This is a genomic window from Microbacterium testaceum StLB037 (assembly GCF_000202635.1).
In the GTDB taxonomy this organism is placed as follows: domain Bacteria; phylum Actinomycetota; class Actinomycetes; order Actinomycetales; family Microbacteriaceae; genus Microbacterium; species Microbacterium testaceum_F.
The window spans coordinates 2209559-2232920 of record NC_015125.1 but is presented as its reverse complement, the minus strand read 5'-3'; the positions used below and the strand labels follow the sequence as shown (position 1 = coordinate 2232920).

Genomic DNA, 23362 nt, shown 5'->3' with positions numbered 1-23362 from the left:
CGGTTCGGGGCGCGTTCTTTCATCTGGGGGCGGGGCTGCGGTGGGCGGGCCCGCTCGGACCACCCCGGTTGGGGCGCGTTCTTCCGTTTGGGGCGGGGGCTTTCACGCCCCGAACCGAGAACTCCGCCCCGGACGTCTGCGCCAGGCTTCGGGGGCGCCGGTCAGATCGCGGCGCTGCTCGCGCGCACGACCAGCGCGGCCGGCACCGTCTCGGCGACGGCGTCGCCGCCCTCGATCGCGGCGATCAGCGCGGCGACGGCTCGGCGGCCGAGGGCGTCGAAGTCCTGCCGAACCGTGGTGAGCGGGGGCCGGTACTCGGCGGCATCCACGATGTCGTCGAAGCCCACCACGGCGACGTCGTCGGGGACGCGCCGCCCGGCGTCGGCGAACGCGCGCAGGGCGCCGAGCGCCATCTGGTCGTTGGCCACGAACACGGCCGAGGCCCCGACCAACGCTCGGGCGGCACGGTATCCGGATGCCGAGGTCCAGTCGCCGCGAACGGGTTCCGGGGCGGCGACCCCGGCGTCGGCCAGCGCCGCGCGCCAGCCGCGCTCGCGCTCCACCGCCGCGAAGGAGCCCGCGGGACCCGCGAGATGGTGCACCGTGCCGCACCCCAGGGCGAGGAGGTGCGTGGTCGCGGCGCGCGCGCCGGCGGCGTGATCGGTCTGCACGATCGAGAAGCGCGGGTCGGCCGGGGAGTCGACCACGACGAGGTGCAGGTCGGCGGGCGGCTGCGCGTCGCGCGCGAGCTCGGTCGCCTCGTTCAGCACGACGGCCCCGTCGACGCCCTGCGAGCGCAAGCGGGCGAAAGCCTCGCGGATGCCGCGCTCCCCCACCGTGACGACGGCGAGGGCGTAATCGCGCGCGGCGGCCGCCTCGGAGATCGCCTGCAGCATGCGGGAGTTGCCGACGGAGGCGAGCGTCGACACGACCAGACCGATCGTCGAGGTCTGTCCCGTGCGCAGGGCGCGCGCGGCGCGATGCATCCGATACCCGAGGTCGGCCATGGCCTTCTCGACGCGAGCCCGGGTGGCGGGGTCGACGCGGGGGCTGCCGTTGGCCACCCGCGACACGGTCTGCGCCGAGACTCCGGCCCGCTCGGCCACGTCGGCCATGGATACGCGCATCACGCCCCCTCCATGTTGACGATAGCACGGGCCAGATGTAGCGTGTTATCGTGAACACGGACAGCCTCACCGCGGTGCCCCTGGGCGCCGGCGTCGTCAAGCGGCCCACCCACCTGGCCGACGGACGCGAGCTCATCTACTTCGACGACCCCGACACGACGCTCGGCGCCGAGCGCGCGGTCGACGCCCGCACCCTCGACCCGCGGCCGACGACGGCGACGATGCGACAGGACGTGCTGACCGGTGACTGGATCACCGTGGCATCCAATCGCCAGAACCGCGCGTTCCTCCCGCCCGCGCACCTCGATCCGCTGTCGCCGCAGACGCCGACCAACCCGTCGGAGATCCCGTCGCTGTACGACGTCGCGGTGTTCGAGAACAAGTCGCCGTCCTTCGGCCCGGCCCTCGACACCGCGATCGGCGACGCCCCGGCGGCCGTCGACCCGCCCCGCGGCGACGACGACCTCGAGCACCTCGGCCTCGGCCGCACGCGCACGTCGGTCGGGCGCTGCGAGGTCGTGTGCTTCAGTCCCGCGCACGAGGGGTCGTTCGGCTCGCTCTCGCGCACCCGTGCCCGCACCGTCATCGAAGCGTGGGCCGACCGGACCGCGGCCCTGTCTGCTCTGCCCGGCATCCGTCAGGTCTTCCCGTTCGAGAACCGCGGCGAGCAGATCGGGGTGACCCTCCCCCACCCCCACGGGCAGATCTACGCCTACCCGTACGTCACCCCGCGCACGCACCGCCTGCTCGACACCATCTCGCGCACCTCGAACGACCTGTTCGAGCGCATCCTCGAGTTCGAATCCGCCGGCCCCCGCGTCGTGCTGCGCGGCGAGCACTGGACCGCGTTCGTGCCGTTCGCCGCCCGCTGGCCCATCGAGGTCCACGTACTGCCGCACCGCCACGTCGCCGACCTCGCCGAGACGACCGACGCCGAGCGCGACGAGCTCGCCCCGTTCTACCTGCGGCTGCTGCGCGGCATCGACGCGCTGTACGACACCCCGACCCCCTACATCGCCGCGTGGCACCAGGCGCCGGTCGGACGGGGACGAGATGCCGTGCGCCTCAACCTGCAGATCACCTCGCCGCGTCGCGCGGCCGACAAGCTGAAGTACCTCGCCGGATCCGAGGCCGCCATGGGCGCCTGGATCGGCGACGTGACCCCCGAGTCGCAGGCCGAGCGCCTGCGCGCCGCCCTCGACACCGTTCCGGAGGTGACGGCATGACCGCCGTCGACGACGCCCGCACCCTTCTCGCCCGTCCCCCCGTGGGGGTGTGGTCGGCGCCCGGTCGCGCCAACCTCATCGGCGAGCACACCGACTACAACGAGGGCTTCGTCTTCCCCTTCGCGATCGCCCAGCGCACCGCCGCCGCCGTCGCCCTGCGCGACGACGACGTGATCCGCGTTCGGTCGACATTCGCCGACGACGCGGTCGAGGTTCCGCTGGCCGAGCTCGACGCGCGCATCGCCGCCGGCGGCCTCGGCTGGGCGGGGTATCCCCTCGGGGTGGCGTGGGCGCTTCTTCACGAGGCTCCGGATGCCGCGCCCCGCGGCGTCGACATCGCCCTGGCCTCGGAGGTGCCGGTGGGTGCCGGCCTCTCGTCGTCCGCCGCGATCGAGGGGGCCGTGGCATCCGCCCTCAACGACGTGTGGAACGCGGGCCTCGACAAGATCGCCCTCGCCCGCGTCGGTCGGATCGCCGAGAACGACGCCGTCGGCGCCCCCACCGGGATCATGGACCAGATGGCCTCGATGCTCGGCGTGGCCGACGCGGCGACGTTCCTCGACTGCCGCACCCTCGAGACCCGCCCCGTGGCGCTCGGCTTCGCCGACGCCGGGCTGTCGATCCTCGTCACCGACACGCTCGTCGAGCACGCGCACTCCTCGGGCGGGTACCGCGAGCGCCGCGCCTCGTGCGAGAAGGGCGCGGAGGCGTTCGGCGTCGCCGCCCTGCGCGACCTCACCATCGACGACCTGCCGCGTGCCGAGGAGATCCTCGACGACGTGACCTTCCGCCGCGTCCGCCACATCGTGACCGAGAACCAGCGCGTGCTCGACACGGTCGCCGCCCTCGACGCCGAAGGCCCCACGGCCATCGGCGACCTTCTGACGGCGTCGCACGCGTCGATGCGCGACGACTTCGAGATCTCGGTGCCCGAGCTCGACCTCGCCGTCGAGACGACGCTCGCCGCGGGAGCCCTCGGTGCCCGCATGACCGGCGGCGGCTTCGGCGGGGCGGCGATCGCGCTGATCCCGACCGGGCTGATCCCGGCGGCGACCGAGGCCGTGAACGCCGCGTTCGCGGCATCCGGCTTCCGTGCGCCGAACATCTTCACGGTGACACCGTCGGAGGGCGCGCGCCGCGACGCGTGACGCCGTCGGCGGTGGTGGGGTGCTGGGCGGCGTGTGACGCCGTGGGCGGGGGCGCGCCGCGGCCGCCCATGTGCTCGATAAACGCTGATCCTGGCGAGACACGGTGCCGCACCGCGTGTTTCGCCAGGATCGGCGTTTATCGCGAGGGTGGCGCGGCGCGCGGCGGTGGCACGGTGGCACGAGGCACGGCGCGCGGTGGCACCGGGCACCGGCCACCGGGCACGCCCGATAAACGCCGTTCCTCCCGAGACACGCTGCCGCACCGCGTGTTTCGCGAGGATCAGCGTTTATCGCGAGGGGGCGCGCGCCCGAGGACGCCGACCTGGCGACGCCCGCCGGACGGGCGTAACCTGCCCGAATGACCGACGATGACGTCCTGGCATGGCTGACCGACAGCGATCCGAGCCTGCGGTGGAAGGTCGAGCGCGACCTCCTCGACGCCCCCGAGGACCAGTGGCAGGCGACCCGCGCCCGGGTGGCGCACGAGGGGTTCGGCGCGCAGCTCCTCGCCGCGCAAGGTGAGGACGGGCTCTGGGCCGGCGGCGCGCACTTCCCCGCCGGGTTCGAGTGGGGGGACCCGCAGCCGTGGACGGCGACGTCCTGGTCGCTGATGAGTCTGCGCGAATGGGGAGTGGATGCCGACGCCCTCCGCCCCGACACCGCCGGACTCCTCGAGCGCAACGCCCGCTGGGAGTACGACGACCTGCCCTTCTGGGGCGGCGAGGTCGACGCCTGCATCAACGCCTTCACCCTCGCGAGCGGGGCGTGGCTCGGGGCGGATGTCAGCGGCATCCGGAACTGGTTCGTCGAGCATCAGCTGAACGACGGCGGATGGAACTGCGCGTGGGTGGAGGGGGCGACGAAGTCGTCGTTCCATTCGACGATCAACTCGGTGATCGGGATCCTCGACGACGAGTGGCGCACCGGCGGGACGCCGGAACTGCACGCGGCGCGCAAGGGCGCAGAGGAGTACCTGCTCGAGCGCCAGCTGCTCTACCGGCTGTCGACCGGCGAGCGGCACGTGTGGGCGCATCACCTGGGCTACCCGTTCCGCCACCGCTACAGCGCGCTGCGCGCCCTTGACCACTTTCGGGCGGCGGCGCAGTTCGACGGCACCGCGCCCGATCCGCGTCTCGCCGATGCCGTCGAGCGCGTGCGGGCCTCGCGCGATGCCGACGGCACCTGGCACCAGGCGTACCCCCTCGACGGGGCGGTGTGGTTCCCGGTCGACGTGGACGCGGGCGAACCCTCGCGGTGGCTGACGTTCTTCGCGCTCCGCGTCCTGCGGTGGTGGGACGGCGCTCAGGGGTGAGCCCGCACGGGCAGGATGGGGACATGGATGCCGCCGTGCTCGCCACCACCTCGAGGGGACGCCTACGCGGGTTCCGCCGGGGCTCGACCGCCGTCTTCCTCGGCATCCCCTTCGCCCAGCCCCCGGTCGGGCCGTTGCGCTTCGCCGCGCCGGTGCCCGTCGAGCCCTGGGAGGGCGAGCGCGACGCGACCGCGTACGGGCCGACCGCGCAGCGTGGTGACGCGGGCATCACGCTCATCCCCGAGCCGAGCGTGCCGGGCGACGCGACCCTGAACGTCAACGTCTTCACCCCCGCAGACCGAGATCCGGATGCCACCCTCCCGGTGCTCGTGTGGATCCACGGCGGGGGCTACACCTCGGGGTCGCCCGCGAGCCGGTGGTACGACGGCGACGCGTTCGCGCGCGACGGGGTGATCACGGTCGTGATCTCGTACCGGATCGGCTTCGACGGGTTCGGACTGATCGAGGGAGCGCCCTCGAACCGTGGTCTGCGGGATCAGATCGCCGCGCTCGAGTGGGTGCGCGACGAGATCGGCGCGTTCGGCGGCGACCCGGCGCGCGTGACCGTGGCGGGGCAGTCGGCGGGCGGCGGGTCGGTGCTCGCGCTGATGGCGAGCCCGGCGGCATCCGGACTCTTCCGCGGTGCGATGGCGATCTCGCCGGCGATCGGGGCCGTCGCCGTCGATGCGGCGCGGGGCTTCGCCGCGCGCCTGGCATCGCTGGCGGGGGTCGCCGCGGATCGCGCGGGATTCGCGTCCGTGCCGGAAGAACGGCTGATCGAGCTGCAGAAAGCCGCGGGGAAGCCTCCGCGCGGGCGCGCTCTCGCGTCGCTCACGGCGCTGCTCGACGACGGTCTGCCGCTCGGGCCGGTGATCGACGGGGACGTTCTGCCGCGGCATCCGCTCGAAGTCCTCGGTGAGGAGCCGAGCGTGCCCCTGGTCATCGGTTCGACCGACGACGAGTTCACGATGTTGACGGCGCGCTACCGCGCCGTGCTGCGGTTCGTGCCCGTATCGCTGGCGCTGGCCGTGCTGGGACTCGGGCGGTCGCGGCGGCGCGCCTACCTCGAGCGAACCTGGCGGCGGGGGACCGCGGCGGTGCTCGGCGGGTACGCCACCGACCGGGTGATCCGAACGATGGTGCTGCGGGTGGCGCGGGCGCGGATGGACGCCGGATCGGCGGGAGCGACACCGTCCTGGGAAGGGGACGGCATGAACGGCTCGACGCCGGCGACCTGGGTCTACCGCTTCGCGTGGCCCTCCCCGGTGTTCGGCGACGCGTGCCACTGCCTCGACGTGCCGTTCTGGTTCGATCACCTCGACGCCGACGGGGTCACCGCGATCGCCGGTGATGCTCCCCCTCACGACCTGGCCGCGCAGCTGCACGGCGCGGCGGTCGCGTTCGTGCGCGACGGCGACCCCGGCTGGCCGACGTGGGACGCCACGGGTCGACGTGCGCGGGTGTTCGACGCTCCGGCATCCGTCCCTTCCGTCGAGAGCGACGCGTACGCCGAGGTGGCGCCGCTGGTGTGACCTCGGCGCGGGACAGCGCCCGAGCGCATGGCGGAGAGGAAGACGCAGCGGAATCGGACAGGTGCATCGGAATCGGATGCCACCGCGGCGGCGTTCCGATTCCGATGCGTTGACCCGATTCCGCGACGCCGGCGGGCGCGGGGCCTCCCGCGAGCCCGGCACCGCCGCCGAAGGAACGATCAGAGGTGTGGGATCACCTCGCGCTCGAAGAGGGAGATGCCGGAGGTGTCGTACGCGGCTTCGGGGAAGTAGTGGATCGCGTAGCCGAGACCGTGCGCCGCACGCTCGCGCAGGCGCTCGACGATCTGCTCGGGGGTGCCGAAGCCGTCGGAGGAGCGGTAGTCGGCTTCGATGGCATCCGCTCGCTCGTCGCCCACGTGCGGTCGGAGCCGGGCCACGACCGCGGCGAGACGCTCCTCGGCCTCGGACTCGGTCTCGGCGACGATCGTGTTGAAGTTCGTCGACTGCGTGATCTCGCTCACGTCGCGTCCGAGCGCCTCGCAGTGCCCGCGCAGGACCGCGGTCTTGTGCTCGAACTCCTCGATCGAGCCGCCGAAGTTCGTGTACGAGGCGCACTTCGCGGCGATCTTCAGCGTCACCTTCTCGCCGCCGCCGGCGATCCACAGCGGGATGCCGCCGTCTTGCAGCGGCTTCGGCTGCACGATCGCGCCGTCGACCTCGTAGTACTTCCCCGACAGCGTCGCCTCACCCGTGGTCCAGGCCTGGTGCATGATCTCGACGCCCTCGCGCAGGCGCCCGAGGCGCTCGGCGATGGGCGGGAAGCCGTAGCCGTAGGCGCGCCACTCGTGCTCGTACCAGCCGCCGCCGATGCCCATCTCGGCGCGCCCGCCCGAGATGGCGTCGACGGTGGCCGCGACCTTCGCGAGGTAGGCGGGGTTGCGGTACCCCATGCACGTGCACATCTGGCCGAGACGGACGCGGTCGGTCGCGGCGGCGAAGGCGGCCATGAGCGTCCACGCCTCGTGGGTGGCCTCGGCGCTCGGGACGGGGGTGGTGTGGAAGTGGTCGTAGACCCACAGCGAGGTCCAGGGGCCGTCGTCGGCGCTCTGGGCGAGCGCGTTCATGACGCGCCAGTGCTCGCTCGGATCGATGCCGACGAGGTCGAAGCGCCAGCCCTGGGGGACGAAGATTCCGAACGTTCCACTGCGCTCACCTACGGCGCGGCGACCGACATCGGGCGCCGGCGGACCGCGCGGCGGCGCGACGCGCGGCGGCGGCGGCGGCGGGGCGACGGCGCACGGGCGCCCAAGGCGCACATAACCTCCGCGATGCGCACAACCTCCGCCCCGCGATAGCCCCCTCAACGGAGGTTGCGCGAATCGCTGACTCTCCGAGCGAGACGCGAGCGGCGAGGCGTCAGCCCGCGAACGGCTCCAAACGCTTACGCATCACGGCCACCGCGTCCGCGTTGTCGTCGATCAGCACCGAGTCCCTGCCGAGGGGGGCGGCGACGGCGCCGAGCGTGCCGCTGCCGGCGAACATGTCGAGCACGCGGTCGCCGGGGCGACTCGAGGCCTGCACCATGCGCCGCAGCACGCCCTCGGGCTTCTGCGTCGGGTAGCCGGTCTTCTCGCGGCCCGTGGTCGGCACGATCGTGTGCCACCAGACGTCGGTGGGCATCTTGCCGCGCGCGGCCTTCTCGGCGGTCACGAGGCCCGGGGCCATGTACGGCTCGCGGTCGACGGCATCCGAATCGAAGAAGTAGGTCGCGGGGTTCTTCACATACACGAGGATCGTCTCGTGCTTCGTGGGCCAGCGGCGCTTGGTCTTCGCGCCGTAGTCGTAGGCCCAGATGAGCTCGTTGAGGAACTTGTCGCGCCCGAAGAGCGCGTCGCACATGACCTTGGCGTAGTGCACCTCGCGGTAGTCGAGGTGGAGGTAGAGCGTGCCGTCGTCGGCGAGGAGGCGCCACGCCTCGATGAGCCGCGGCTCGAGGAAGCCCCAGTAGTCGTCGAAGCGGTCGTCGTACGTGCGCAGGTCACCGCGCAGGCGCGCGTACTCGCGTCCGTGGAAGCCGCGCTGCACGACGGGCGGCGGGGGCGGCTCCTCCTCGGGGAACGTCAGCATGTTGGGATCGGATGCCACGTCCTCAGGCGGAGCATCGGGCGAGGAGGCATCCGGGGTCGAGGCGCCTTCCGCGTCATCAGCAGCCGGCGTCCACGTCGCCGACTCGACCGCCTTCGAGCGCGTGCGGCCGGTGTTGAACGGCGGGTCGAGGTAGACGAGCGCGAAGGAGCCGTCGGCGTAAGCCGGAGTGACGGTGAGATTGTCGGCGTGGTGGATCTCGACGCGGCCGGGTTCGGGGGCGTCTTGGACGACCTCGGCGCTCACGGGACGCGCTGCAGCCACGCGTCGGTGGCGAACTTCGTCTCGACGAGCGCCTCGGCCTCGGCGTACTCCTCGTCGGAGATGTGCCCCTCGGTCGCGCCGTACAGGGTCGTGAACGTCTGGATGAAGCGGTCGATGACCTGATCGCGCGGCAGCCCCGTCTGGCTACGGAGCGGGTCGACGCGCTTGGCCGCCGAGACGGTGCCCTTGTCGCTGAGCTTCTCGCGGCCGATGCGCAGCACCTCGGTGAGCACCTGGCCGTCCATGTCGTAGCTGAGGGTCGCGTGGTGGAGCACCCCGCCGTTGGCGAGGCGCTTCTGGGCGGCCCCGCCGATCTTGCCGTGGGGACCGGCGATGTCGTTGAGCGGCTGGTACACCGCGTCGATGCCGAGCGAGCGCAGCGCCTGCAGCACCCAGTCGTCGAGGAACGCGTACGAGTCGGCGAAGGTCATGCCGGCGACGAGGGATGCCGGGACGTACAGCGAGTAGGTCACGATCGAGTTCGCGGCCATGAGCATCGCGCCTCCGCCCGAGATGCGACGCACGACGTCGAAGCCGTGCTTCTGGGCGCCCTCGGGGTCGACCTCGTTGCGGAACGACTGGAACGAGCCGATCACGACGGCGTTCTCGTTCCACTCCCACAGCCGCAGGGTGGGCTTGCGCAGGCCCGCCCCGACACGGGTGGTGAGCACCTCGTCGAGGGCGAGGTTCATGCGGGGAGAGACGGGGCGGTCGTGGACGACCTCCCACTCGAAGTCGGCCCAGCCGGGAGCCGTGACGAGCGCGCGGCGGATGGCGGTCGCGACCGACTCGGGCGTGAAGCCGAGCAGCTGCGCCCCCTCGGGGAGGGCCGCGCGGATGGCCGCCGCGATCGTGGGGACGTCGGATTCGACGGGCAGACCGTTGACGGCCGCGTCGATGTCGTCGAGGGCGTCGTCGGGCTCGAGGAAGAAGTCTCCCGCGAGGTGGAACCCGTGGATCCGCCCCTCGCGCTCCTCGAGGTCGACGACGACCAGCTTTCCCCCGGGGACCTTGTACTCGCCGTGCATGCTTCCAGCCTACGGCGGGGGCGCGACCGCGAGGACGGGCTCACCGCTCGTCGCACGCGCGGCGAGCGCGCGCCGGTGGCGGCGCTCGATCGCCTGACCCGCGTACGACGCCGCGATGATGAGCGCTCCCCCGGCCAGACCGGGCAGACCCAGCGCCTCGCCGCCGATCACCACGCCGACGGCGAGAGCCCAGACGGGCTCGGTGCCCATGAGGATGCTCGCGCGCGTCGCGGAGGTCCTCCGCACCGCCCACAACTGCACGACGAACGCGAACACCGAACACATCAGGCCGAGGAACAGGACGTCGAGCCACCCGGATGCCGTGAGCCGACCGACCGCGAGGGGGAGGTCGGCACCGGCCACCGCCGTCGACGTCAGCGCGCACACGACGAGCTGCACGCACACGACCGCCAGGGTGCTGTCGCGGCGCCCGCGCGTGAGGTGACCGCTCGCGGTCACGTGCACCGCGCGCACGACCGCGGCCGCGATGACCAGGGCGTCACCCGCAGTCGGCAGGCGGAAGCCGCCGCCCGACACCAGGAGCGCGACCCCGACGACGGCCGCGACCGCGGCCACGAAGTACGACCGTGGCAACCACGAGCGCGAGGCGACGCTCTCCAGCACCGGGGTGAAGACGAGGGCGAGGCTGATCAGCAGCCCCGCGTTCGTCGCCGACGTCAGGTGCACGCCCCAGGTCTCCAGCCCGATCACCGCCGCCTGCGAACAGCCGAGGAGCGCGGCGATCGCGAGGCCTCGGCCGCGTGGCATCCGTTCCCTCCGGATCAGGCAGATCACCCCGAGGGCGGACGCGGCGACGAGGAAGCGCAGAGCCACGGCGGGGGCGACGCCCACCTCGCCGGTCAGCTCCTTCGCGGAGAGGAAGCTCGCGCCCCACACCGCCGCCACGGCGATGAGGAGCACGTCGACGACGATCTCGGGTGGGCGGCGGGTCATACGTCCACCGTCGCCGCCTCGACGCGGAAGAGCAATGACCGATCGCTTCAGCATCCCGTAAGTTCGGACTTATGGATGCCGCGCACCTCCGCCTGCTGCGAGAGCTCGGCGACCGCGGGAGCGTCGCCGCCGTCGCCGCGGCCCTGCACATCTCGCCCTCCGCGGTGTCGCAGCAGCTCGCGCACCTGCAGGCCCGTGTCCCCGTGCCGCTCACCGTGCGGCGCGGGCGGGTGCTGACGCTGACCGCGGCGGGCGAGGCGCTCGCGGCGGCGGGTACGCGTGTCGACGAGGCGCTGACCGCGGCACGGGAAGCCGTCGGGGCGTTCCTCGACAGCGACGACCGCCCGGTGCGGGTGTCGGCGTTCCACAGTGCGGGGCTCGCGCTGTTCGGCCCGCTGCTGCGCGAGCTCGACGGCACCCCTCCCCTCCGTCTCGCGGATGCCGACGTGGCCCACAGCGATTTTCCGGGGCTCACCGCCGACCACGACCTCGTGATCGCGCACCGGCTCTCGCACGACGCACCCTGGCCCGCGGACCGCGTGGTGGCGACGCCGCTGCTGACCGAGCCGCTCGACATCGCTCTGCCCGCGGCGCATCCGCTCGCCATGCGGGAGCGGATCGCGGCGGAAGACCTCGCGGACGAGCGGTGGGTGTCGGTTCATTCCGGGTTTCCGCTGGCCGGTGTGCTCGACCACCTCGCCGCGCACCTCGGGCGGCCCCTCGACATCGCCCACCGCATCAACGAGTTCTCGGTGACCGCCGAGGTGGTGCGGGCGGGGGCGGCGATCGCCGTGCTCCCGCGCACGACCGCGCGCCCGCTCGCCGGGGACGGGCTCGTGCTGAAGCCCCTCGCCGACCTCGCGCTCGTGCGGCACGTCGACGCTCTGGCCAGGCCCGACGCCCTGGCGTACGCGGCCGTGCGGCGGGTGTTGCGCGCGCTGCGCGCGGTGGCGGGCCGGGCGGCGGAGGCTGCGGGCTGAGTCGGCAGCGGGTCGGGGCGGCCCTTCGACAAGCTGAGGGGCCTCCCGCCCGGCGGGCTGCGCACCGGACCCTGCGCGAGTCAGGAACCTCCCGCGCGGGTGGCTGAGCTTGTCGAAGCCACCGGAAACCCCGGCGGGTCAGGGCGGCCCTTCGACAAGCTCAGGGGCCTCCCGCCCGGCGGGCTGCGCACCGGACCCTGCGCGGGTCAGGAACCTCCCGCTCGGGTGGCTGAGCTTGTCGAAGCCACCGGAACCCCTGCGGGCCAGGGCGGCCCTTCGACAAGCTCAGGGACCTCCCGCCCAGGTGGCTGAAGCCGCCGTTCAGGCGGGGAGGAAGCCCGTCGTCAGCGACTCCGGCGACAGCACGTGCTCGACGGCGAGCATGCTCGCCCCGATCACGCCCGCCTTCTCGGCCGCGACGGACGGCACGATCGACAGGTGCTCCGTCGCGAGCGGCGTGGAGCGGGTGTACACGACCTCGCGCACTCCCGCGATGAGGTGCTCCCCCACCCGGGCCATCGAGCCGCCGATCGCGATCACGGAGGGGTTGATGAAGCTCACGCACGTCGTCAGCACGTCGCCGATGTCGCGACCCGCCTGACGCACGGCCTGGATCGCGTCGACGTTCCCGCGCTTGACGAGGTCGACGACGTCGTCGCCGCTCTGCGCGTCGATCCCCTCCTCCCGAAGCACGCGGGCGATAGCGGGACCGGATGCCAGGGCTTCGAGGCATCCCCGGTTTCCGCAGCGGCAGGCCACCGCCGAGGCGCGGGCCAATTGCACGTGACCGATGTCGCCGGCGGTGCCCTGCGCTCCGCGCTGGAGCTGGCCGCCCGCGATGAGACCGGCGCCGATTCCGGTCGCGACCTTGACGAAGAGGAAGTGGTCGACGCCCGGCCAGGCGACGCTGCGCTCACCGAGCGCCATGACATTGACGTCGTTGTCGACCAGGACCGGCACGGGGAGGTGCCCGGCGATCCACCCGGGGATGTCGAACCGATCCCAGCCGGGCATGATCGGCGGATTGACCGGGAGACCGGTGGAGTGCTCGACCGGACCCGGCACGCCGATGCCCATCGCGGCGACGTCGCGCGGCGAGCGCCCCGCGCTCTCGAGCAGCTCGTGCGCTCCGTCGACGACCCAGCTCAGCACCGGTTCGGGGCCGAGCGCGATGTCGAGCGCCCCGCTCTTCTCGAGCAGGATCGTGCCCGAGAGGTCGGCGATCGCGACCGTCGCGTGCGAGGCTCCGATGTCGACCGCGACCACGACCTTCGCCGCCGGGTTGATCGCGAACTGCGACGGCGGCCGGCCCCCGGTCGACACCGCGTCGGCGACCGGGGTGATGAGGCCCATCCGCATGAGCTCGTCGACGCGGACGGCGACGGTCGAGCGCGCGAGCCCGGTGGACTTCGCCAGCTCCGCCCGCGTGCGCGGCACGCCGTCGCGCAGCAGCTGGAACAGCTCGCTGACGCCGCTCGCGACCTGCGGGGACTCGGTGGTCATCCTCTTCACGCCCTCAGTACATCACCGCTGGATGGGTCGAGCCGTCACGCCGGGAAACGAAGAGTCTCGCACCCGGCGCGCACCCGACCCGGAACGGGGCGACCGACGCGGTGCGCACCAGCCGCCCCCACCTCATCGTCGCCCGGGCTGTCGGGAGAATCGCTGCTGCAGCAGCACCGCGACGACGATGATCACGCCCTTCGCCACGGCCTGGACCGACGACGACAGGTTGTTCTGGACGAAGACGTTGGTCAGCGTCGCGAAGATCAGCACGCCGAACACCGTGCCCGTGATCGTTCCCCGCCCACCCACGAGGAGCGTTCCGCCGACGACGACCGCCGCGATCACGTCGAGCTCGAGCAACTGACCGTTCGTGGAGCTGCCGGCCGTCGTGCGGCCGAGGAACATGACCCCCGCGATACCGGATGCCAGCCCCACCAGCACGTAGAGCCACATGACGTGCCGCCGGACGTCGATGCCGGCGAGACGCGCGGCCTCGCGGTTGCCGCCGATCGCAACGGTGCGACGACCGAAGGTCGTGCGGTTCAGCAGCACCCAACCGAGAACCGCGACGATGAGGAAGATCCAGATGAGCATGTTCACGCCCAGGATGTTGGCGTTCATGAAGGTGATGAAGCCGCGGTCCTGGACGACGAGGGTGCGCCGCTCGGCGAGGATCTCGGCCAGACCGCGCGCTCCGACGAGCATCGCGAGCGTGGCCATGAACGCCACCACGTTGCCGTAGGCGATCACCACGCCGTTGATGAGACCCGCGACCGCGCCCACCGCGAGGGCGAGGAGCACGAAGACGATCCAGTGCATCGAGTCCGCGAGGTCCTGCACCACCGCGAGCGTGCCGACGACCGACGCGAGACCGGTGACCGAGCCGACCGAGAGGTCGATGCCGCCCGCGATGATCACGAGGGTCATCGCGACGGCGATCACCCCCACGATCGAGGCCTGGCGGAGGATGACGAAGACGTTGTCGAGGGTGAGGAAGGTTCCCGGGGCGGTGATCGCCCCCACGACGAACATCACCAGCAACGCGATGACGAGGCCGATGTTGCGGCCGGCGGAGCCGGCGAAGAACGCCCGCAGCGGGGACGCCGCGGAGGGGGAGGCCGGCGGGATGCCGGCCTCGGCGGGAGCCGTGCGGGCACGGGTCGGGGTGGTCGGCTCGCTCACGCGGCTGTTCCTTTCATGACGAGGTCGAGCACACCGTGCTCGTCGATCTGGTGCGCGGGAAGGGTGCGCAGGATGCGGCCGTCGGCGACGACGAGGACGGTGTCGGCGAGACCGAGGACTTCTTCGATCTCGCTCGAGACGATGACCACCGCGTTGCCCGCGGCGGCGAGGTCGCGGATGAGGGCGTAGATCTCGGCGCGCGCGCCGACGTCGACGCCGCGCGTGGGTTCGTCGAGCAGCAGCACGGTCGTGCCGTGCACGAGCCAGCGCGCGAGGAGGATCTTCTGCTGATTGCCGCCCGACAGCGTGCGCGCGGGACGATCCGGGTCGGCGGGCCGCAGCTCGAACGCGTCGATCTGCTCGCGCGCCACGCGGCGCGCGGCGCGGTCGTCGAGGAAGCCGCCCTTGGCGAAGCGCGTCATCGACGCGAGGGCGATGTTGACGAAGATCGGCTCGTCGAGCACGAGTCCCTGGCTCTTGCGTTCCTCGGGAGAGAGCCCGACGCCGGCGCGGACGGCCGCGTGCACCGATCCGCGCGGGAGGGTCCGGTCGCGCACGCGCACCGTCCCCTCGCTCGCCTTGCGCGCGCCGTAGACCGTCTCGAGGATCTCCGAGCGGCCCGAGCCGACGAGCCCCGCGAGCCCGACCACCTCCCCCGCGCGGACGGTGAACGACACGTCCGCGAAGACGCCGGCCAGCCCGAGGCCCTGCACGTCGAGGACGACGGGGGCGTCGGGCTCGACCGGCATCCGTTCCGGGAAGACGTTGGCGATGTCGCGTCCGGTCATCAGGCGGATGAGCTCGGCGGTCGGGGTGTCGGCGACCGGGAGTCCGACAGCGGTCGTCCGTCCGTCCTTCAGGACCGTGATGCGGTCGCCGATCTCGCGGATCTCCTCGAGACGGTGCGTGATGTAGACCACGGCGATGCCCGCCGCCGTGAGCTCGCGGACCACGGCGAACAGGTTCTTCACCTCTTCGGTGTCGAGCACCGCCGAGGGCTCGTCCATGATGATGAGCTTGATGTCGTGCGACAGGGCGCGCGCCATGCTGACGATCTGCTTGTTCGCGGCGCTCAGGGTGCCGACCTCGGTGTGCGGGGGCAGGTTCGCGTGCCCCAGGCGGCGCAGCAGCTCGGTCGTCCGGCGCGCCGCCTCGCCGCGCTGCGTGAACCCTCCGCGCGAGAGCTCGTGCCCGAGGAAGATGTTCTCCGCGATCGTCAGCCCGTCGACGACATCGAGCTCCTGGTACATCGTCGCGATCCCGAGTTCGATGGCGGCGTCGGGATCGGCGATCTCGACGGTCTCCCCGAGCCAGACGATCTCGCCGGCGTCGGGACGGTGCACGCCCGCGAGCGTCTTGATCAACGTCGACTTACCGGCGCCGTTCTGGCCGAGGACGCAGTGCACCTCGCCCGCACGGAGGTCGAGATCGACCCCGCGCAGGGCCTGGACGCCGGAGAAGGCCTTCGTCACTCCTCGGACGTCGAGTAATGACGGAACATGGTCATCTTTGATCACGCGGCGAACCTAACATGCGTGATTTTTGACCGCGACCCTCGCCGCACGCCGTCCTGAGGCGCGAGGAGGACGGCCCGCGGGAGCACTGGCATCCGCAGAAAAACCCAGTACAGAAGCCAGTAGTGCACTTATGCCGATAAACCTGCAAAAGCTGATGGTGTTTCTGACGCTTCTGTTAGCGTGAGCCGCGTCAACGCCGACCCTCCTCGCAGGAATGCCCCGGGCCGCGCCGACACCCGCTGCATCACATTCAAGGAGGAAGAACATGCACGCACGCACAGCCTCTCGCTCGCGACTCGTCCTGACCGGCGTGGCCGCCCTCGCCGCCCTCGGTCTGCTCACCGGCTGCACCGGCTCGAGCAGCGAGGCCGAGAACATCGTCGACCAGGGCACCACGACCGAGGAGAACGCCGCGACGGGCGATACGGTCACCATCGGCTTCTCCGGCCCCGCCGCCGACCACGGCTGGCTCGGTGCCATCAACTCCGGTGCGCTCGCCGCCGCGGAGAGCTTCCCCGACGTCGACCTCCAGGTCGCCGAGGGCACCAACGACGTCAACGCGCAGATCGCCGCGGTGGAGACCTTCATCAACAACAAGGTGGATGCCATCGTGCTCCTCCCCAGCGACGGGGCGGCGCTCACCGAGGTCGCCACGCGCGCCATGGAGGCCGGCATCCCGGTCATCAACGTCGACCGCGAGTTCTCGAGCCCCTTCGCCGCCCGCACGACCGTGCTCGGCGACAACTACGGCATGGGCGTCAGCGCCGGTACGTACATCTGCGAGCAGCTGAGCGGACAGAGCGACGCGGTCGTCGCCGAGATCGCCGGCATCGACTCGCTCCCGCTCACGCAGGACCGCTCGGCCGGCTTCAAGGACGCGCTGTCGGACTGCGGTCTCGAGGTCGGCCCGCGCGTCGCCGCCGACTTCACGGTCCAGGGCGGCGAGGCATCCACCTCCCAGCTGCTCTCGGCCAACCCGAAGATCGACGCCATCTGGAACCACGACGACGACCAGGGCATCGGCGTGCTCGCCGCGATCACGGCCGCGGGACGCGACGAGTTCTTCATGGTCGGCGGCGCGGGCAGCAAGAACGCCATGGAGGCGATCCAGGCCGGAGACACCCCGCTGCAGGCGACGGTGATCTACCCCTCGACCCAGGCTGCGGACGGCATCGCGCTGGCCCGCCTGATCGCGCAGAAGAAGACCGCGGGCGACCTCATCACCCCGAGCGTCCCGAACCGTATCGTTCTGGATGCACCGGTCGTGACGAAGGACAACGTCTCCTCGTACATCGACCTGGCGTTCGAGTCCTGAGCACCCGGGGGCGTCCACCGCGGTGGGCGCCCCCTCCCCTCCCCGACAGAAAGGCGACCCCGTGACCGCCCCTCTCCGCATCGCCATGATCGGCGCCGGCTTCATGGGCGCCGCCCACTCCCAGGGCTGGCGCGTCGCGCCCCGCTTCTTCGACCTCCCCCTCTCCCCCGAGATGAGCGTGCTCGTCGGTCGCGACGCCGACCGCACCCGCGCCGCCGCGGAGACCTGGGGCTGGGCCGACACCTCCACCGACTGGCGCGAGGCCATCACGCGCGACGACATCGACGTCGTCGACATCGTCACCCCCGGCGACTCGCACGCCGAGATCGCCCTCGCCGCGCTCGCGGCCGGCAAGCACGTCCTCTGCGAGAAGCCCCTCGCCAACGCCGTCGACGAAGCGGAGCGCATGACCGCGGCGGCGGAAGAGGCTCGGACCCGTGGCATCCGGTCGATGGTCGGATTCACGTACCGTCGGGTCCCGGCCGCGACCTTCGCCCGTGACCTCGTGCGCTCGGGCCGCCTCGGGGAGATCCGCCAGGTGCGCGCCGAGTACCTGCAGGACTGGCTGAGCGACGCCGAGGCGCCGCTCACCTGGCGCCTCGACCGGGACCGCGCCGGCTCCGGGTCGCTCGGAGACATCGGTGCGCACGCGGTCGACCTCACCGAGTTCATCACCGGGCAGCGCCTCGCGCGGGTGTCGGGCGTGCTCGAGACGATCGTCGCGGAGCGACCGGTCCTGGCATCCTCGTCCGGCCTCTCGGGGTCGGCCGGGACCGAGCGCGGCCCGGTCACGGTCGATGACGTCGCCCTGTTCACCGGACGGCTCGAGTCGGGAGCCCTCGCCTCGTTCGAAGCGACCCGCTTCCGCACGGGCCGCAAGAACGCCCTCCGTATCGAGGTCTCGGGCTCCCTCGGGGCCCTCGCGTTCGATCTCGAGCGGATGAACGAGCTCGAGGTCTACGACGCCACCGCTCCCGAGACCGAGCAGGGCTTCCGTCGCATCCTCGTCACCGAACCCGGACACCCCTACGCCGGCGCCTGGTGGCCCACCGGACACATGCTCGGCTACGAGCACGGCTTCTCGCACCAGGCGAAGGATTTCGTGGAGGCGATCGCCGAAGGCGCCGACCCGCGGCCGTCGTTCGCGGACGGCCTGCACGTGCAGCGCGTGCTCGACGCCGTCGCCCGCAGCTCCGACGCGGACAGCGTGTGGGTCGACGTCGACACCGACACTGAGACATCCCGCGACGAAAGGACCTCGCGATGACGCGACCGATCACGCTGTTCACCGGCCAGTGGGCCGACCTGCCCTTCGAGGAGGTCGCGCGCCTCGCCGGAGAGTGGGGCTACGACGGCCTCGAGATCGCCTGCTGGGGCGATCACCTCGACCCGTGGCGGTGGGACGACGACGCCTACGTGCAGGGCAAGCTCGACGTCCTCGAGCGAAACGGGCTCACGGTGCGGGCCATCGCCAACCACCTGAAGGGCCAGGCCGTCTGCGACGACCCCATCGACCAGCGGCACCGCGACATCGTCTCGGACCGGGTGTGGGGCGACGGCGACCCCGAGGGCGTCCGTCAGCGGGCCGCCGAGGAGATGAAGAACACCGCGCGCCTGGCCGCGAAGCTCGGCGTCAAGATCGTCACGGGGTTCACGGGATCGAGCATCTGGAAGTACGTCGCCATGTTCCCGCCCGCCACGGAGGAGATGGTGGATGCCGGCTACCGCGACTTCGCGGACCGGTGGAACCCCATCCTCGACGTCTTCGACGAGGTGGGCGTGCGCTTCGCGCATGAGGTGCACCCCTCGGAGATCGCCTACGACTACTGGACGGCGATGCAGGCCCTCGAGGCCATCGGGCACCGCGAGGCGTTCGGGCTGAACTGGGACCCCTCGCACATGGTGTGGCAGGACATCGATCCGGTCGCGTTCCTGTGGGACTTCCGGGACCGGATCATCCACGTGCACTGCAAGGACACGAAGAAGCGCCTCACGAACGGCCGCAACGGCCGCCTGGCCTCGCACCTCCCCTGGGCGGATCCGCGCCGCGGATGGGACTTCATCTCGACCGGCCACGGCGACGTGCCGTGGGAGGACGCGTTCCGGATGCTGAACGCGATCGGCTACGACGGCCCACTGTCGGTCGAGTGGGAGGACGCCGGCATGGACCGCCTCGTCGGCGCGCCCGAGGCGCTTGCCTTCGTGCGGAGACTGTCGACCTACGAGCCGTCGGGGGCGGCGTTCGACGCGGCCTTCAGCCGGCACTGACCCGGGGGGCACACGGGAGCGGGGCGGGGGCCGGATGCGGGGGCGTCCGGCCCTTCTTCGTGGGGAGACCGGTCCCTTCGACAGGGCGGGGGACCTACGGCGCGAGGCGGCGCGTGAGCTCCCCGAGCACCACGAGCTGGTGGTGCGGTCCGCCACCCTCGTGGCCGTTGTACGGATAGACGCGGATGCTCTTCTCTCCCGCGTAGTGGTTGTAGGCGGCGAACACCGTGGACGGCGGGCACACGGCATCCCGAAGTCCCACCGAGAAGAGCGCGGGCACGCTCGAGCGGGCGGCGAAGTTCACCCCGTCGATGTACGACAGCGCGCGGAAGACCGCGTCTTCGTCGCCGCGCCGCGTCTGCAGGTAGGTGACGAGCTCGCTGTACGGGGCCGCGTCGGTGAGGGCGACCGCGCGGCGGATCGCGCTGAGGAATGGGAAGTCGACCGCCGCCGCGACGAGCCCCTCGGTGAGCGCGGCCGCCGCGAGCGCGATGCCGCCGCCCTGGCTCCCGCCCCACACGGCGATGCGGTCCGGGTCGATCGCGGGGTGCGCGCGGACGGCGTCGACGGCGCGGACCGCGTCGCAGAACACGCGGCGGTAGTACGCGTGCGCGGGGTCGTCGAGGCCGTCGGTCAACCGCCCGGAGGGGTGCGGGGCGCTCCCCACCGGGTCGGGAGTCGCCCCGGGGAGGGCGCCGCTGGTCTGTCCGCGTGTGTCCATCACGAGGACGGCAAGGCCCGCGCTCGGCAGCAGCGTGTGCTGGTGCGCGAGACCGCGGCCCGAGTTGTACCCGATGTACTGCACGACGCAGGGAAGCGGACCGCCCGGCCCGCGAGGTCGGAGCAGCCATCCCCGCACGGGGTGGCCGCCGAAGCCCGCGAACTCCACGTCGTCGACCTCGACGCCGCCGACCCCGCTCTCGGCGGCCGGGACGGGGCGGAACCGCGGTTCCCACCCGGCGGCGCGCGCCTCGACGAGCGTGTCGGCCCAGAACCGATCGAAGTCGGCGGGCTCGTCGCGCGGAGGACGGAACGTCTCGAGCTGGTCGAGCGGAAGGTCAAACTGCGGCATGGGGCTCCTCAGCGGGTGATGGAACGGGAGATGTGATCGCGGGTGGCGGCGAACGCGGCGGCGCGCACCTCGGCGAGGCCGTCGTACTCGCGATGCCCGTACGGGAGGACGGCGAGCTCGAGCTCGGCCTCGGGGGCCGCGTCGATCGCGTTCGCGACGGCGAACTGCCCGGGCGGGGGCACGTGCCGATCGCGCAGCGCCGCCTCCACCCGCACCGGCACGCGCGCGAAGCCGGCCGCGGTCGAGGCGTCGAAGAAGCGCAGCACCTCGCGCGCGGAGGGGTGCGCCGCGACGTACTGCCGCACCCGTTCCCCGCTCCCCTCGCACGGCATCCGCAGCCGCAGGTCGTACTGGCCGAAGCTCGGCACGATCAGCGTCGCCCCGACGAGCCGCTCGTCCCAGGGCAGCGCGAGCGCACCGATCCCGCCCCCGAAGCTCTCGCCCACGAGGTACAGGGGCACGTCCCCGGCGAGCGCGCGTATCGCGGTTCCGGCGTGCCACAGATCGACCGCGCAGCGGCCGAGGACGTAGTCGTCGACGGACCGGATGCCGTGCAGCACATGTCCCTCGGCGGGTGTGGGCGCACCGATCCCGGTGTTCAGGCGGCCCTGACCCCGGGCGAGAGCGAAGAAGACCGCCGCATCGGCGGGGACGCGGTCGAATTCGGGGTCCTCGCGGCCGCCGTAGCCGTGGCTGTGCACGATCCCGACGCGGGTCCGGTGCCCGTCCTCGGCCGTGGCGAACCAGCCGCCGAGGCGCAGCCCGCCCGAGACGACGTGCTCCACCGCGAACAGATCGCGCCCCTCGCGGCGGCCGAGCGGACGCACGCGCGGGTCGGGGTCGACCGCGAGCGCCTCGTCGTACCAGGACCGCCACCGCTGCGCGAAGCCGGATGGGGGCGGCACCGGCGGCACGGCCCGGAGCGCCGCGAGGTCGAAGCCGTAGTCGCCGTCGCCCGGCTCGATCGTCGCGCCCGTCACGAGCGGGCCGCCGTGGAAGACTGGAGGCCCGACCGAGAGGAGCGATCGTGCTCGCCGCCGAACGCCGATCCCGCCTGCTGGCGGAGGTGCGCCGTCACGGAGCCGCGGCCGTGCCGGACCTCGCCGCCGCCCTCGGCGTGAGCGAGATGACGATCCGCCGCGACCTCGACGTCCTCGCCGCCGACGGTCACGTCGACAAGGTGCGCGGGGGCGCCCGTCACCCGCGTCCCGGCGACGCTCCCGCTCGCGACCTGACCGCGCAGTCGCGCCGCAACGGCGCGGAGAAGACCGCGATCGCGCGCCGCGCCGCGACCCTCGTCGAACCGGGCATGTCGGTGGGGCTCAGCGGCGGCTCGTCGACGTGGGCGCTCGCGCGCGAGCTGCGCGGTGTCGCCGACCTCACGATCGTCACCAACTCGCTCCCCGTCGCCGACGTCTTCGCGCGTCCGGACCGCGCCGACGAGCCCTACACGCAGACCGTCGTCCTGACCGGCGGAGTCCGCACGCCGACCGACGCTCTCGTCGGGCCGGTGGCCGTGGCATCCCTCGAGCACCTGCACTGCGACGTCGTCTTCCTCGGAGTTCGCGGCATGGAGCTGACGGCGGGTCTGACCACCTCGAACCTGCTCGAGGCCGAGACGAATCGCGCGCTCGTCGCCGCGGGCGCTCGCGCCGTCGTGCTCGCCGACCATTCGAAGTGGGGCGCGGTGGGGCTCACGACCATCGTCGACCTGAACGAGGTCGACCTCGTGGTCACCGACGCCGGCATCGCGGCCGACGACGAAGAGGTGCTCCGCGCCCACGTCGCCGAGCTGTGGGTGGCGCCGCTCGCGTCCGCCGACGACTGAGGAGCGCCGCGCCGCCCGAAGCGGTGCGGCGAGGAACCCGCGCGTCACCGGGCCGTGCTCGCGCGCGCGATCACCGTGGCATCCACCACGATGTGCCGCACGGGGACGTCGGCTCCCGGGGGCGCGGCCATCTGGCGATCGAGCTCGGTGAAAGCCGCCTCGACGATGCCCTGGTCGTCGGGGGCGACCGAGGTGAGCGCCGGCACCGAGTAGGTCGCGGCGTGCACGTTGTCGATGCCGATCACCGCGACATCCTCCGGAACCGAGAGCCCCACCTCGTGGAGCGCGGCGAGCACGCCGAACGCGACGGAGTCGTTCGAGCACACGACCCCGTCGAAGGGGGTCCCCGCCGCGTGCAACCGACGGAGGGCTGCGACTCCCTCTTCGGGGGTGAAGGCGTCGACCGCGACGATCAGTCCGGCGTCGTCGGCGATACCGAGGCGGGCGACCGCGTCGCGGTACCCGGTGAAGCGCTGGTCCGCGGCATCCGAGGGTCGGGAAAGGCGCGGACCGATGAAGGCGACCCGACGGCACCCGACGGATGCCAGGTGCGAGGTCGCGAGGTCTGCCGTGCGCCGGTTGTCGATCGAGACATGCGTGAACGGGCTCACGGCGATGTGCTCGCCGAGGAGCACGAGCGGTCCCGGCGAGGTGCGACGGGTGAGGTCGCCCACGGTGAGCGAACGCGGGATGTGGATGAGACCGTCGGTCGCGGGCAGCCCCACGCCGTTGGCGATGTCGATCTCGCGCTGGTGGTCGCCCTCGGTCTGCTGGATGAGGATCGACAGCCCCCGCGCCTCCGCCCCGCGCGCCAGCAACGTCGTCAGCTCGGCGAAGTAGGGCTCCTCGAGGTTGGGGACGGCGAGGGCGACGATCCCGGTGCGCTCCCGCCGGGTCAGGGGAGAGACCCGCCGCGCCGTCGAGGGGGAATCGGTCATCGGGGAACTCCTCGCACGCCTGGTCGGCCGATCGACTCTGGGGGATACGGTATCGCGGG

General features: G+C 72.4%; 20 protein-coding genes. 9 read left to right on the top strand and 11 right to left on the bottom strand.

Going from position 1 to position 23362, the window contains the following annotated elements:
* Positions 1 to 161 precede the first annotated feature (161 nt).
* A complete protein-coding gene (locus tag MTES_RS10125) occupies positions 162 to 1127 on the bottom strand; it encodes a LacI family DNA-binding transcriptional regulator (RefSeq protein ID WP_013585159.1) in 966 nt (321 codons plus the stop codon).
* A 50-nt stretch (positions 1128 to 1177) separates the two neighbouring features.
* Between MTES_RS10125 and galT the strand changes: the two genes are divergently transcribed.
* The 4 genes from galT to MTES_RS10105 all read left to right on the top strand — a co-directional run bounded on the left by galT (position 1178) and on the right by MTES_RS10105 (position 6345).
* A complete protein-coding gene (gene galT / locus MTES_RS10120; RefSeq protein WP_013585158.1) occupies positions 1178 to 2353 on the top strand; it encodes a galactose-1-phosphate uridylyltransferase in 1176 nt (391 codons plus the stop codon).
* Complete coding sequence (gene galK / locus MTES_RS10115; protein ID WP_013585157.1) at positions 2350 to 3501, top strand: galactokinase; 1152 nt, start codon at positions 2350 to 2352, stop codon at positions 3499 to 3501. Before galT ends, galK begins: the two co-directional genes overlap by 4 nt.
* Positions 3502 to 3859: 358 nt before the next feature.
* Complete coding sequence (locus MTES_RS10110) at positions 3860 to 4813, top strand: hypothetical protein (RefSeq protein WP_013585156.1); 954 nt, start codon at positions 3860 to 3862, stop codon at positions 4811 to 4813.
* Positions 4814 to 4836: 23 nt separating this feature from the next.
* The gene (locus tag MTES_RS10105) at positions 4837 to 6345 is read left to right on the top strand and encodes a carboxylesterase/lipase family protein (RefSeq protein ID WP_013585155.1); all 1509 of its coding nucleotides are present in this window, start codon (positions 4837 to 4839) and stop codon (positions 6343 to 6345) included.
* Between the two features lie 179 nt (positions 6346 to 6524).
* Here MTES_RS10105 and MTES_RS10100 read toward each other — a convergent pair whose 3' ends face one another.
* The 4 genes from MTES_RS10100 to MTES_RS10085 form a co-directional block, all read right to left on the bottom strand.
* Positions 6525 to 7622, bottom strand: coding sequence for an LLM class F420-dependent oxidoreductase (locus tag MTES_RS10100; RefSeq protein WP_013585154.1), 1098 nt, complete (start codon positions 7620 to 7622; stop codon positions 6525 to 6527).
* Between the two features lie 100 nt (positions 7623 to 7722).
* Positions 7723 to 8697 (bottom strand): DNA-methyltransferase, encoded by a 975-nt coding sequence (locus MTES_RS10095; protein ID WP_013585153.1) that lies wholly within the window; start codon positions 8695 to 8697, stop codon positions 7723 to 7725.
* Entirely contained in the window at positions 8694 to 9743 is a 1050-nt protein-coding gene (locus MTES_RS10090; protein WP_013585152.1) for a lipoate--protein ligase family protein, read from the bottom strand. Before MTES_RS10090 ends, MTES_RS10095 begins: the two co-directional genes overlap by 4 nt.
* Before the next feature lie 9 nt (positions 9744 to 9752).
* Positions 9753 to 10697 carry a DMT family transporter gene (locus tag MTES_RS10085; RefSeq protein ID WP_013585151.1) on the bottom strand — a complete coding sequence of 315 codons (945 nt, stop codon included), beginning with the start codon at positions 10695 to 10697 and terminating at the stop codon, positions 9753 to 9755.
* A 71-nt stretch (positions 10698 to 10768) separates the two neighbouring features.
* Between MTES_RS10085 and MTES_RS10080 the strand changes: the two genes are divergently transcribed.
* The gene (locus MTES_RS10080; RefSeq protein ID WP_013585150.1) at positions 10769 to 11677 is read left to right on the top strand and encodes a LysR family transcriptional regulator; all 909 of its coding nucleotides are present in this window, start codon (positions 10769 to 10771) and stop codon (positions 11675 to 11677) included.
* A 321-nt stretch (positions 11678 to 11998) separates the two neighbouring features.
* On the opposite strand, the gene MTES_RS10075 is transcribed toward MTES_RS10080, so the two are convergent.
* The 3 genes from MTES_RS10075 to MTES_RS10065 all read right to left on the bottom strand — a co-directional run bounded on the left by MTES_RS10075 (position 11999) and on the right by MTES_RS10065 (position 15837).
* Entirely contained in the window at positions 11999 to 13180 is a 1182-nt protein-coding gene (locus MTES_RS10075; RefSeq protein ID WP_013585149.1) for an ROK family transcriptional regulator, read from the bottom strand.
* 132 nt (positions 13181 to 13312) lie between these two features.
* Complete coding sequence (locus MTES_RS10070) at positions 13313 to 14311, bottom strand: ABC transporter permease (protein ID WP_050901856.1); 999 nt, start codon at positions 14309 to 14311, stop codon at positions 13313 to 13315.
* A 50-nt stretch (positions 14312 to 14361) separates the two neighbouring features.
* Positions 14362 to 15837, bottom strand: coding sequence for a sugar ABC transporter ATP-binding protein (locus MTES_RS10065; protein WP_013585147.1), 1476 nt, complete (start codon positions 15835 to 15837; stop codon positions 14362 to 14364).
* Between the two features lie 310 nt (positions 15838 to 16147).
* On the opposite strand from MTES_RS10065, the gene MTES_RS10060 reads away from it, so the two are divergent.
* The 3 genes from MTES_RS10060 to MTES_RS10050 all read left to right on the top strand — a co-directional run bounded on the left by MTES_RS10060 (position 16148) and on the right by MTES_RS10050 (position 19465).
* Positions 16148 to 17197 carry a substrate-binding domain-containing protein gene (locus MTES_RS10060; RefSeq protein WP_013585146.1) on the top strand — a complete coding sequence of 350 codons (1050 nt, stop codon included), beginning with the start codon at positions 16148 to 16150 and terminating at the stop codon, positions 17195 to 17197.
* An 85-nt stretch (positions 17198 to 17282) separates the two neighbouring features.
* Positions 17283 to 18464, top strand: a complete 1182-nt coding sequence (locus tag MTES_RS10055; RefSeq protein WP_050901855.1) for a Gfo/Idh/MocA family protein — start codon at positions 17283 to 17285, stop codon at positions 18462 to 18464.
* A complete protein-coding gene (locus MTES_RS10050) occupies positions 18461 to 19465 on the top strand; it encodes a sugar phosphate isomerase/epimerase family protein (protein ID WP_013585144.1) in 1005 nt (334 codons plus the stop codon). Before MTES_RS10055 ends, MTES_RS10050 begins: the two co-directional genes overlap by 4 nt.
* 94 nt (positions 19466 to 19559) lie before the next feature.
* Here the strand turns inward: MTES_RS10050 and MTES_RS10045 are convergent, their stop codons facing one another.
* Positions 19560 to 20537: an acetylxylan esterase gene (locus tag MTES_RS10045; RefSeq protein ID WP_013585143.1), complete on the bottom strand. Its 978-nt coding sequence runs from the start codon at positions 20535 to 20537 to the stop codon at positions 19560 to 19562.
* 8 nt (positions 20538 to 20545) lie between these two features.
* Positions 20546 to 21517 (bottom strand): acetylxylan esterase, encoded by a 972-nt coding sequence (locus MTES_RS10040; protein ID WP_013585142.1) that lies wholly within the window; start codon positions 21515 to 21517, stop codon positions 20546 to 20548.
* Positions 21518 to 21564: 47 nt separating this feature from the next.
* On the opposite strand from MTES_RS10040, the gene MTES_RS10035 reads away from it, so the two are divergent.
* Positions 21565 to 22365 carry a DeoR/GlpR family DNA-binding transcription regulator gene (locus MTES_RS10035; protein ID WP_013585141.1) on the top strand — a complete coding sequence of 267 codons (801 nt, stop codon included), beginning with the start codon at positions 21565 to 21567 and terminating at the stop codon, positions 22363 to 22365.
* A 44-nt stretch (positions 22366 to 22409) separates the two neighbouring features.
* Here MTES_RS10035 and MTES_RS10030 read toward each other — a convergent pair whose 3' ends face one another.
* Complete coding sequence (locus tag MTES_RS10030; RefSeq protein WP_013585140.1) at positions 22410 to 23303, bottom strand: LacI family DNA-binding transcriptional regulator; 894 nt, start codon at positions 23301 to 23303, stop codon at positions 22410 to 22412.
* Positions 23304 to 23362 lie beyond the last annotated feature (59 nt).

Coding starts and splice junctions, on each gene's coding strand:
- MTES_RS10075 (WP_013585149.1), bottom strand. CDS start 13,180: ATGACCACCGAGTCCCCGCAGGTCGCGAGCGGCGTCAGCGAGCTGTTC.
- MTES_RS10125 (WP_013585159.1), bottom strand. CDS start 1,127: ATGCGCGTATCCATGGCCGACGTGGCCGAGCGGGCCGGAGTCTCGGCG.
- MTES_RS10050 (WP_013585144.1), top strand. CDS start 18,461: ATGACGCGACCGATCACGCTGTTCACCGGCCAGTGGGCCGACCTGCCC.
- MTES_RS10060 (WP_013585146.1), top strand. CDS start 16,148: ATGCACGCACGCACAGCCTCTCGCTCGCGACTCGTCCTGACCGGCGTG.
- MTES_RS10030 (WP_013585140.1), bottom strand. CDS start 23,303: ATGACCGATTCCCCCTCGACGGCGCGGCGGGTCTCTCCCCTGACCCGG.
- MTES_RS10110 (WP_013585156.1), top strand. CDS start 3,860: ATGACCGACGATGACGTCCTGGCATGGCTGACCGACAGCGATCCGAGC.
- MTES_RS10055 (WP_050901855.1), top strand. CDS start 17,283: ATGATCGGCGCCGGCTTCATGGGCGCCGCCCACTCCCAGGGCTGGCGC.
- MTES_RS10090 (WP_013585152.1), bottom strand. CDS start 9,743: ATGCACGGCGAGTACAAGGTCCCCGGGGGAAAGCTGGTCGTCGTCGAC.
- MTES_RS10105 (WP_013585155.1), top strand. CDS start 4,837: ATGGATGCCGCCGTGCTCGCCACCACCTCGAGGGGACGCCTACGCGGG.
- MTES_RS10085 (WP_013585151.1), bottom strand. CDS start 10,697: ATGACCCGCCGCCCACCCGAGATCGTCGTCGACGTGCTCCTCATCGCC.
- MTES_RS10080 (WP_013585150.1), top strand. CDS start 10,769: ATGGATGCCGCGCACCTCCGCCTGCTGCGAGAGCTCGGCGACCGCGGG.
- MTES_RS10045 (WP_013585143.1), bottom strand. CDS start 20,537: ATGCCGCAGTTTGACCTTCCGCTCGACCAGCTCGAGACGTTCCGTCCT.
- galK (WP_013585157.1), top strand. CDS start 2,350: ATGACCGCCGTCGACGACGCCCGCACCCTTCTCGCCCGTCCCCCCGTG.